Origin of the sequence: Mycobacterium sp., assembly GCF_040509115.1 — a bacterium.
In the GTDB taxonomy this organism is placed as follows: domain Bacteria; phylum Actinomycetota; class Actinomycetes; order Mycobacteriales; family Mycobacteriaceae; genus Mycobacterium.
The window spans coordinates 20,206-29,714 of the sequence record NZ_JBEVLO010000139.1 but is presented as its reverse complement, the minus strand read 5'-3'; the positions used below and the strand labels follow the sequence as shown (position 1 = coordinate 29,714).

General features: G+C 65.1%; 11 protein-coding genes. 8 read left to right on the top strand and 3 right to left on the bottom strand.

The genetic code is table 11. The features are described from left to right. From ABW137_RS10495 to fdhA, 4 genes are all read left to right on the top strand, one after another. Window positions 1-985 (top strand): fatty acid desaturase family protein (locus tag ABW137_RS10495; RefSeq protein ID WP_526399581.1); only part of this gene is annotated, 985 nt, incomplete at its 5' end. A 23-nt stretch (window positions 986-1,008) separates the two neighbouring features. Continuing rightward, window positions 1,009-1,326 (top strand): MocE family 2Fe-2S type ferredoxin, encoded by a 318-nt coding sequence (locus ABW137_RS10490; protein ID WP_526399580.1) that lies wholly within the window; start codon window positions 1,009-1,011, stop codon window positions 1,324-1,326. Window position 1,327: 1 nt separating this feature from the next. Then, complete coding sequence (locus ABW137_RS10485) at window positions 1,328-2,554, top strand: NAD(P)/FAD-dependent oxidoreductase (protein ID WP_526399578.1); 1,227 nt, start codon at window positions 1,328-1,330, stop codon at window positions 2,552-2,554. Window positions 2,555-2,753: 199 nt separating this feature from the next. Beyond that, entirely contained in the window at window positions 2,754-3,974 is a 1,221-nt protein-coding gene (gene fdhA, locus ABW137_RS10480) for a formaldehyde dehydrogenase, glutathione-independent (RefSeq protein ID WP_526399576.1), read from the top strand. A gap of 101 nt (window positions 3,975-4,075) precedes the next feature. Here fdhA and ABW137_RS10475 read toward each other — a convergent pair whose 3' ends face one another. Together ABW137_RS10475 and ABW137_RS10470 are read right to left on the bottom strand one after the other, a co-directional pair. Beyond that, entirely contained in the window at window positions 4,076-4,399 is a 324-nt protein-coding gene (locus tag ABW137_RS10475) for a putative quinol monooxygenase (protein WP_526399583.1), read from the bottom strand. A gap of 334 nt (window positions 4,400-4,733) precedes the next feature. Then, window positions 4,734-5,177 (bottom strand): MarR family winged helix-turn-helix transcriptional regulator, encoded by a 444-nt coding sequence (locus ABW137_RS10470; protein ID WP_526399574.1) that lies wholly within the window; start codon window positions 5,175-5,177, stop codon window positions 4,734-4,736. A gap of 82 nt (window positions 5,178-5,259) precedes the next feature. Here ABW137_RS10470 and ABW137_RS10465 point away from each other — a divergent pair, with 82 nt between their 5' ends. Then, window positions 5,260-6,117, top strand: coding sequence for an LLM class F420-dependent oxidoreductase (locus tag ABW137_RS10465; RefSeq protein ID WP_526399572.1), 858 nt, complete (start codon window positions 5,260-5,262; stop codon window positions 6,115-6,117). A 54-nt stretch (window positions 6,118-6,171) separates the two neighbouring features. Here the strand turns inward: ABW137_RS10465 and ABW137_RS10460 are convergent, their stop codons facing one another. After that, the gene (locus ABW137_RS10460) at window positions 6,172-7,221 is read right to left on the bottom strand and encodes a Gfo/Idh/MocA family protein (RefSeq protein ID WP_526399570.1); all 1,050 of its coding nucleotides are present in this window, start codon (window positions 7,219-7,221) and stop codon (window positions 6,172-6,174) included. A gap of 169 nt (window positions 7,222-7,390) precedes the next feature. Here ABW137_RS10460 and ABW137_RS10455 point away from each other — a divergent pair, with 169 nt between their 5' ends. From ABW137_RS10455 to ABW137_RS10445, 3 genes are all read left to right on the top strand, one after another. After that, complete coding sequence (locus tag ABW137_RS10455) at window positions 7,391-7,783, top strand: helix-turn-helix domain-containing protein (protein WP_526399568.1); 393 nt, start codon at window positions 7,391-7,393, stop codon at window positions 7,781-7,783. A 160-nt stretch (window positions 7,784-7,943) separates the two neighbouring features. Next, window positions 7,944-8,237 carry a hypothetical protein gene (locus ABW137_RS10450; protein ID WP_526399566.1) on the top strand — a complete coding sequence of 98 codons (294 nt, stop codon included), beginning with the start codon at window positions 7,944-7,946 and terminating at the stop codon, window positions 8,235-8,237. A gap of 101 nt (window positions 8,238-8,338) precedes the next feature. Continuing rightward, on the top strand, window positions 8,339-9,499 hold the full coding sequence (locus ABW137_RS10445; protein ID WP_526399564.1) for an alpha/beta fold hydrolase: 1,161 nt from the start codon (window positions 8,339-8,341) through the stop codon (window positions 9,497-9,499). The last annotated feature ends 10 nt before the right edge of the window (window positions 9,500-9,509 follow it).

The window sequence follows — 9,509 nt, the reverse complement described above, 5'->3', positions numbered from 1 at the left end:
GAAGGAACTCATGAAGCGCTCCGACGAGCACGCGACCAAGGACACGGCCCTCTGGCTGGGGTCGATGGCGGTCTCGGGCGCAGTGGGCGCGATCGCCTGGTCCACGGGCCACAGGTGGGCGGCGGTGCCGGCGTTCGCCGCTTACGGCGTCCTGTACGGGTCCGCTTCGGACTCACGCTGGCACGAGACCGGTCACGGGACGTTCTTCGCCACGCCGCGCAAGAACGACGTCGTCTACCAGATCGCGTCCTTCATGCAGATGCGGGACCCGACGGTCTGGCGGTGGAGTCACACCCGCCACCACACCGACACCCTGATCGTCGGCCGAGACCCGGAGATCATGGCGATGCGGCCGGCGCGCCTGGGGCGCATCGTCGCGAATCTGGTTGGCCTGATCGATGTTCCGATGGCGTTCAAGGACATGGTCGTACGCGCGACCGGTCGACTCGGCGACGAGGAAAAGACCTACGTTCCCGAGTCCGAACGGCCGAAGGTGGTTCGCACGGCCCGCATCTCGCTCGGCATCTACGGCGCCACCGCGGTCACCTGCGCCGCGACGCGGTCCATCGTTCCCGCATTGCTGGTCGGCCTGCCTCGGATGTACGGCGCCACCATGTTCAACCTCTACGGATTGACCCAGCATGCCGGCCTCGGTGAGAACGTGCTCGACCATCGCCTCAACACCCGCACGGTCAAGATGAACCGGTTGAATCGATTCCTCTACTCCAACATGAATTATCACGTCGAGCACCACATGTTCCCGATGGTTCCGTCGCACCGCCTCGCCGAACTTCACGAAGAAGTGAAGAAGGACTGCGCCGAGCCGTACCCGTCGATGTGGGCGGCGTACAAGGAGATCGTCCCTGCCGTGCTCAAGCAACTCAAGGACCAGAGCTACTACGTGCGTCGCGAACTGCCCGAGGGTGCGGCTCCGTACAACGAGCCGATCCCAACCGCTGCCGAAGCCCCGGCCGCGGCCATCTGACACCCCACCCAACGAGGATCGCCATGACCACCTGGGTTCCGGCCTGCCATGCCGACGACATCGAAGCCGAGGACATCATTCCGTTCGAGCACGACGGAGTGGAGTTCGCGATCTACCGCTCCGACGACGACGAGTTCTACGCGACCGACGGCTACTGCACGCACGAACGCGAGAAGCTGTGCGACGGACTGGTGATGGGCAAGATCATCGAATGTCCCAAGCACAACGGGCGGTTCGACTACACCTCTGGAAGCGCCAAGGGCGCGCCCGTGATACAGGATCTGCGCACCTACCCGGTCAAGGTCGACGGCGACGGCACCGTCCACATCGGAATTGGCTGACATGCCTGCGATGGTGATCGTCGGCGCGGGGGAGTGCGGCGCCAGGGCCGCCTCAGAGTTGCGGGGGGCCGGCTGGTCGGGGGCCATCGAACTGCTCGGCGTCGAGCGGCATCTGCCCTACGAGCGGCCGCCGCTGTCGAAGGCCGTCCTGCTCAGCGAGCAGGACCCAGATCCCGTCACGGTGCACGACGAAGCTGCGCTCGCCGCACTCGGCGTCACCCATCGGGGCGGAGCCGAGGTCGTCGACGTCGATCGAAGCAACCGCGACGTGGTGCTCGCCACTGGCGAGCGCATCGCCTACGAACGGGTGCTGCTGGCCACCGGAGCATCCCCTCGACCGCTGCCCCTGGCTGCCGGCTTCTCACGGGTCCACACCCTGCGCACCCACGACGACGCGCTGCGACTGCGTGCGAGTCTGCGAACGGCGGATCGGGTCACCGTCATTGGCGGCGGGTTCATCGGTCTCGAATTGGCCGCTGCGGCAGTGTCACTCGGGTGTGACGTCACCGTTCTCGAAGTCGCAGGCCGGTTACTCGGTCGCGCCGTACCCGCCGAGGTCGCCGCCATCGTCCACGCAAGGCATGCCGACGCCGGTGTGACGATCCGCTGTGGCGTCACACTGAGCGGTATCACCGAGTCCGACGCCGAGGCCACCGTCACGCTCGGCGACGGTTCGACCGTCGGCTGCGACGTGCTGGTGGTGGGCATCGGCGCCGTGCCGGAGACGGCGCTGGCCGAGAAGGCGGGTCTCGACGTCGACAACGGCATCAAGGTCGACGGGCGCCTGGCCACCACCGACCCGCACGTCTTCGCCGCGGGGGACTGCTGCTCGTTCCCCCATCCGCTGTACGACGACCGCCGGATTCGCTTGGAGGCCTGGCGGAATGCTCAGGACCAGGCCATCGTCGCCGCGCACAACATGCTCGGCGGCGATTGCACCTACGACGCCGTGCCGTGGTTCTGGTCAGATCAGTACGACCTGAGCCTGCAGGTTGCGGGTCTGCCCGCCATGGCGGCGACGGAGGTCGTCAGATCCCGTCCGGACGGTGTCGACATCCGCTACGGGATCAACGACGCAGGCCGGCTGGTCTCGGTTGCCGCCGTCGGTCTCGGCAACACCGTGGCCAAGGACGTCCGGCTCGCGGAGATGGCGATTGGGAAGCGGGTGATCGCCGACCCGGCCGCGCTCGCCGACCCGACCGTCAACTTCAAGCACTTCCTCCGGTAACGGCGCGAGACGCAATCCGACGACGGACGGGCGGTGGCCTCGCGCGTCGTCCGCACCGCGTCACTACGCACGGCGACGCCACGTGGCTCACCGGGTGGACGATTGGCGGCCGGTGGACTGCGGCCGGTGAAACGCTACGAGCCGAGGCCCGCGAACGCCTAAGTTTACAAGAGCATTGGCGCCAGAAAGGGAGCGAATCATGTCCGACAACAGAGCGGTTGCGTACAAGGGTCCTGGTGTGGTCGAGGTCATCGACATCGACTATCCGACCTTCGAGCTCAAGGACGGCCCGGGTGTCAATCCGGCCAACGTCGGTCGCAAGGTGCCACACGGGGTGATCCTCAAGACGGTCACCACCAACATCTGCGGCTCGGACCAACACATGGTGCGTGGTCGAACGACGGCCCCCGTGGATCTCGTGCTGGGCCACGAAATCACGGGCGAGGTGGTGGAAGTGGGACCCGACGTCGAGTTCGTGCACGTCGGCGACATCGTGTCGGTGCCGTTCAACATCTCGTGCGGTCGCTGCCGGAACTGCAAGACGGGCAAGACCGGCATCTGTCTCAACGTGAATCCCGACCGGCCCGGGAGCGCCTACGGCTATGTCGACATGGGCGGTTGGGTAGGGGGTCAGGCGGACTTCGTGCTCGTCCCCTACGCGGATTGGAATGTGCTCAAGTTCCCCGACCGGGATCAGGCGTTGGCCAAGATCATGGACCTGACCATGCTCTCGGACATCTTCCCGACGGGATTCCATGGGGCGGTGACGGCTGGCGTGGGTGTTGGGTCCACCGTCTACGTCGCCGGAGCGGGTCCCGTTGGACTGGCAGCCGCGGTCTCGGCGCAGCTGCTGGGCGCGGCCGTGGTGATCGTCGGTGACCTCAACGGCGAACGTCTGGCGCAGGCGCGCAGTTTCGGCTGCGAGACCATCGACGTCGGTGATGCGAGCATCGTCGACCAGCTCGACGAGTTGCTCGGTGTGCCGGAGGTGGATGCCGCGATCGACGCCGTCGGGTTCGAGGCGCGCGGACAGGGACACGGTGCACAGGCATCGGAGGCCCCCGCCACGGTGCTCAACTCCCTGATGGACATCACCGGGGCAGGCGGTGCGATCGGCATACCCGGTCTCTACGTGACGGGGGACCCCGGTGCCGTCGACGAGGCGGCCAAGGTCGGCTCCCTGTCGATGAGTTTCGGCACGGGTTGGGCGAAGTCGCTGTCGTTCACCACCGGGCAGTGTCCGGTGATGAAGTACAACCGCCAGCTGATGATGGCGATCCTGCACGACAAGGTGCAGATCGCAAAGGCGGTCAATGCCAAGGCGATTCCTCTGGAGGACGCTCCGCGTGGTTATGCGGAGTTCGATTCCGGAGCCGCGACGAAGTACGTGCTCAACCCCCACGGTTTCGTGGCGGGCTGACGGCGACGTCGATTACGTGAAGTAGCGGCAATTGCCGCCATGGTCGGGCTTGGGCGCCCGGTCGGCGGCCGCCCCTGCGTCTCGAACGGGCGACTGCAGAATCAGTGCGTCGTGCCGATCGATGACAACACCACGACCTTGCGCGGGCCGGCATACATGTCCTCGGTGCGTTTGAGATAGTTCTGATAGAAGGGCAGGGCGAGGTACTCGTTGACGTACTCGAGGCCGCTTCGCCAGCGCTCGGTGAGTACGAACGTGCCTGGGGTATCGACGATCTCGCCAACCTCTAAGAGCTGACACCCGTCGAGCGCTCTCGCCTGAGGTAGCACGGTCATCAACTCCCGCAAGTAGGCAGAGCGCCATTCTGGACGGATGACCAACGTGTTGCTCATGAAGAGCTCTGCATCGTCGACCTGGGGCATCATTTCCGGCACTGGACTCCTATCGAGCTTCCTGGGTAGCGGACGCGGGCTAGCCTGATTCTGGACGGCCGTCGGCACCCGCTCGTGGGCAAGGGGTGAGCGCATCGCGGAGCAGAACGCCCACGCTGATGGTTGTGGAAGAACACTTCAATAGTCAAGTGCTGCAGCTCAGTTCGTAAGGGGTTCATCCATGATCGCAGGTCTGGTAGCAGTGGGATCCGACTGCGCCGGGTAAGGGCACCGCGTGAGCATGCGGAGTTCGATTCCGGAGCCGCGACGAAGTACGTGCTCAACCCCCACGATTTCGTGGCGGGATGAGGGCTGTCACCGGCAGGCCCTACCGGTCGCCCCTGGCGGGCCTGGCGAGATCGTCGAGGGTGTCGCGCAACGCTGCCATGCCGTCGTTGGTGAGCTGACAGGCGCTCTTGATCTGGTCGGGCACCGCCCATACCGGGTGCCGCAGTTCCTCACCGGCGTCGGTGAGGTCGACGAGTACACGTCGCTCGTCGGCGGCGTCGCGCCGACGGGTGATGAACCCCGCCTTCTCCAACCGCTTCAGCAGCGGGGTGATCGTGCCGGTGTCCATGCCGAGTTTGCTGCCTAGCTCTCCCACCGTGCGCGGTGTCCCACTGAACAATTCGACCATCACCAGGTACTGGGGAAAGGTCAGGCCGATTGGGTCGAGGAGCGGTTTGTGCATGCGGATCATCCGATTCGCGGCACCGTAGAGCGCGAAGGACAGTTGCGCTCCCACTTCCCGCTTCTGCCCGCTACGTGTCACGACGTCTCCCCGCTGTCTCGCGCCTCATTGTCTAGTGCACAATATAATAGCGAGCGATATCAATTCCGATGAAGGGACGCCGATGACATCGAACGAGGTAGCCGCCAAGCCCGACCTCGGCCAGTACGGCGCGTGGACGGGGAATCCCGTCTCCGCCGAAGTCGCCGTCGAGATCGAAAGGCTCGGCTACGGCGCAGTGTGGGTGCACAGCATGGCACCGAGCGACCTGAGCTGGGTGGATCCGATCTTCGACCAGACCAGTACGTTGAGGGCTGCCACCGGCATCATCAACATCTGGAACTCGCCGGCCGGGCCGGTCGCCGAGGCCTTTCATCGCGTCGAGCAGAAGTACCCTGGACGATTCCTGCTGGGCATCGGTGCGGGTCACCGCGAGATCGTCACCGGGTGGGAGAAGCCCTACGACGCGCTGGCGAAGTATCTCGACCAACTCGACGAATACGGCGTGCCGACGAACCGCCGAATCCTCGCCGCGCTCGGCGACAGGGTGCTCAAGCTGTCGGCCAGCCGCGGCGCGGGCGCGCACCCATATCTCACGACGCCCGAGCACACCGCCCACGCCCGCGAACTTCTGGGTCCCACGGCGTTCCTGGCGCCCGAGAACAAGGTCGTGCTGTCGACCGACGTCGAGGCCGCTCGCGCGCGGGGGCGCAAGGCGATCGAGCTCTACCTCAATCTCGACAACTACCTCAACAGCTGGAAACGACTGGGGTTCAGCGACGAGGACATCACCAAGCCCGGCAGCGACAGGCTGGTCGACTCGGTCATCGCATACGGCACCGCTGCGCAAATCGCGCTGCGGTTACAAGCCCATGCCGCCGCTGGCGCCGACCACGTCGCCATCCAGGTGGTCGAGTCCGACGACCTGCTCCCCGTGCTGACCGCACTCGCCGCGCCGCTTGGCCTCAACTCGCGGCGGTAGCGCCCCGCGCACGTTCTGGCCCGATCGCCTGCGGTGGGCTCGGCGTGGCATCCCTCAATTGGCGATGTCCACCGGCCGGCCGATCCGGGCGGACTCAACGATCGCCTCCACCACCTGCAACGTCTTGAGTCCGTCTCGGCCGCTACACAACGGGTGGGCGTCACCGCGGATGACGTCGGCGAAGTGCGTCATCTGGATGGTCAACGGATGGCTGAGTTCCATCCCGTGGCGCGACGTGGTGAGCGGTTGAGACGAAGAAGGGGAACCCTCGTACGTGCTCACCCGCATCGTGGGCATCGAGAGCGAGGCTTGGGTGCCGACGATGTGATAGGCATCCTCGTCTGAACCAATGGAAGGGCCGGCGTCCTGCCGGGCGGGCTGGTGCTCCCAGCTGTGCGCCGAAGCTGCGGCATCCAACAGCAGGAAGGTGCCAAGCGCACCGTTGGCGAAGTAGAAGATCATGGCCGACGTGTCTTCGGCGGGGAACCCCCTCGTCGGGTTCGACGTCGCCGCCATCACCGTGGCGATGTCGCCGATCAGGGACAGCACGTTGTTGATCTCGTGGGTGAAGTCGAGCAGGATGGGTCCGCTTCCGGGTTCGCGTCGCCACCGACCGCCCACGTCGAAGTATTCGTCGGGTTTGTAGAACATGGCGGTGCCCGAGACGCCGATGACCGTTCCCAGAACGCCGCTCCGGATGATTTCGCGGGCCTCGGTCATGATCGGGGCGTAATTGCGATGGTGGCCGGTGAGCACGGGAACCCGCGCCCTCTCCCCGGCCTTAACGAGGCGGGTAGCGGCTATTACGTTGTGCCCGATGGGTTTGTCGACGAGTACCGGCACCCCTGCCGCGACGCACTGCAAGCCACCGTCAACGTGCATTCGGCTCGGTGTGGCCAAGATGATTCCGTCAGGTTTGTCGGTCGCGATCAACTCGGTCAGCGACGGATACTGGGGGACGCCATATTTCGCCGCTAGTTCGGTGCCGCTCGGACTCGGGTCCACGATGGCGGCGAGCACCGCGGATTCGCTGGCGTCGACCTCTTCGGTGTGACGCGCTCCGCTCGGACCCGCACCGGCCACCGCGATGCGCACCTGACTCATCATGTCACCGTGCCGCCTGCGTCCGCCGATGGCAACATCCCCAGGATTGGCTTCCGCTGAATGGGCCCCGCCTCTGGAATCGCCGGCCGCGACAGGCGCACCGGATAGCGCTAGGCGCCATACCGACCGCATCGGCCCAGGTTCGATTGCGCAGCGCTACTCTCATCACGTGCAGCAAGACAAGCCGCAGAGCCTGCTCGGCGCGATCATCCGGGAACAGCGGGAGCTTGCTGCGCTGCCCATGCGCCAACTGGCCAAGTCCGTCGGCATTTCCAATCCGTACCTGTCCCAGATCGAACGCGGGCTGCGGGCACCATCCGAGGCCGTGGTCGAAGCGTTGGCCACCTCGCTGGATCTGTCGGTCGAGGACTTGTACCGCCGCGCCGGATTCGTCGAGCCGGAGAACACGGGCGGTGAGGCCAACCATTCGGAACTTGCCAGGGCGATCGCGGCCGCACCCGAACTCACCGCCGCCCAGCGCCGAGCCATGGCGGAGATCCACCGCAGTTTCGTCGACGCCAACCGGGTGCGTCGCACCTCCGGGAACCGCGAGACGGAGTAAGAGTCAACCAAGTCAACGGATTTCGGGTGAACATCCGAGGGTGGTCCACTGGCGGCCGTCTCCGGCCGGGCCATGGGTAGCAGAATTAGCAGAAACAGTGCTAACGTAGCTAATGACGTGGTCGTAGGGGCCACCGAATCAACCATGACGGAGGACGTAAATGACCACGCCCAACACGAAGACCAATTTCGCCGCCCCGTTCGACGTCGATCTCGACGCCACTGCCGATCGGATCCGTGGCTTGAATGACAAGCTGATGGCGGCTGCGAAGCAGACCGGGGCAGTTTCACTCGACACGTATGAGCAGGCGGTGAACACCGTGCTGGATTTCGGTCAGAAGGCCGCCGACTCCACCAAGGTGGAATGGGTCTCGGCGCTGGCGAGGTCACAGGCGTCCATCGTCAGCGAGGTGACCACCACCTACGCGAACGCCGCTCGCGATCTACTGAAGTAGCACCATTTTCGACACGAACACCGGCGTATTCGTCGACCGGGTTCGTCCCACCGTCGCCAGAAGGCCGGTGTTCGTCTGTTTCGTGATGGGAAGGGCGCTACGTGCCTGAGGCACTGCCAACCAAGATTTCCGCCCAGTTCGCATGGACCCCGCTCGAGGCGTGGGTGACTGCGGTCGCCAGTACCGCCGAGTACGCCACTCAGGCGGTCGCGAGGAAGAGATCGCCACTCGGGGTGGCCGAAGACCTTGCCGAGTTCGCGCGTGTCGCCACACTTCGCGAGAAGCCAACGTGGGCAAACGATCCACGCGAGATTCGGGCGTGGCCCGTGGCGCGATTACTGGACTATTCGGTGCCATCGGCCACGGCGTCGGTATCCACCCTGGTGCTCCCTCCGCAAGCCGGTCACGCGGCCTCGATCGTCGATTACGGGCGAGACCAGAGTCAGATGACCACATTGCGTGACGCTGGATTGGACAACCTGTTTGCGGTCGACTGGTTGCCAGTGACCGCCGAGACTGCTCACTCTTCGATCGAGGACTACGTCCTGGTGGTGGAGGAGGCGGTGCATCTGCTCGGCGGGCGGGTGAATCTCATGGGTGACTGTCAAGGAGGTTGGCTCGCAGTGATTTACGCCAGCCTGCACCCGGAGCAGGTCAACACGCTGACGATCGGCGGCGCACCCGTCGACACCCACGTCGGCCGGTCGGGAATTCAGGAATGGACTCGATTGCTGGCCCATCGCGATGAGATCGCCCTCTACCGAGCGCTCGTAGCGGCCGGCGGTGGAAGGCAACTCGGGAAGAGCCAGCTGCGCGGATTCAAACTTCTGGAACCGGGAGCCGAGTTCGAGCGTCTGATGAGCCTGTTCGCCCACATTCACGACCCCGACTACGTCACACGGCACATCGACTTCACCAACTGGTTCGAATGGACTCAGGACCTTGCCGGTCCCTTCTACCTCTGGATCATCGAGCACCTGTTCATTCACAACGAACTTGCGCGCGGCGTCCTCGTCGTCGACGGCGCGACTGTCGACTTGTCGGCGATCACCTGTCCGATCTTTCTGCTGGCGGGCACGAAGGATCACATCACGCCTGCCGAACAGGTCTGGTCCCTCGCGGATCTGGTGTCGACTCCCGCCGAGCACATCTCGCGCGAACTGGTGGACGCGGGCCATCTCGGTCTCTTCATGGGGCGCGCCGCACTTCACGAGCACTGGAGGCCAATCGCCCAGCGAGTGCGGGCTTACTCCGAGGGCTGATCACTGACGG

Coding starts and splice junctions, on each gene's coding strand:
- ABW137_RS10490 (WP_526399580.1), top strand. CDS start 1,009: ATGACCACCTGGGTTCCGGCCTGCCATGCCGACGACATCGAAGCCGAG.
- ABW137_RS10485 (WP_526399578.1), top strand. CDS start 1,328: ATGCCTGCGATGGTGATCGTCGGCGCGGGGGAGTGCGGCGCCAGGGCC.
- fdhA (WP_526399576.1), top strand. CDS start 2,754: ATGTCCGACAACAGAGCGGTTGCGTACAAGGGTCCTGGTGTGGTCGAG.
- ABW137_RS10475 (WP_526399583.1), bottom strand. CDS start 4,399: ATGATGCCCCAGGTCGACGATGCAGAGCTCTTCATGAGCAACACGTTG.
- ABW137_RS10465 (WP_526399572.1), top strand. CDS start 5,260: ATGACATCGAACGAGGTAGCCGCCAAGCCCGACCTCGGCCAGTACGGC.
- ABW137_RS10460 (WP_526399570.1), bottom strand. CDS start 7,221: ATGAGTCAGGTGCGCATCGCGGTGGCCGGTGCGGGTCCGAGCGGAGCG.
- ABW137_RS10450 (WP_526399566.1), top strand. CDS start 7,944: ATGACCACGCCCAACACGAAGACCAATTTCGCCGCCCCGTTCGACGTC.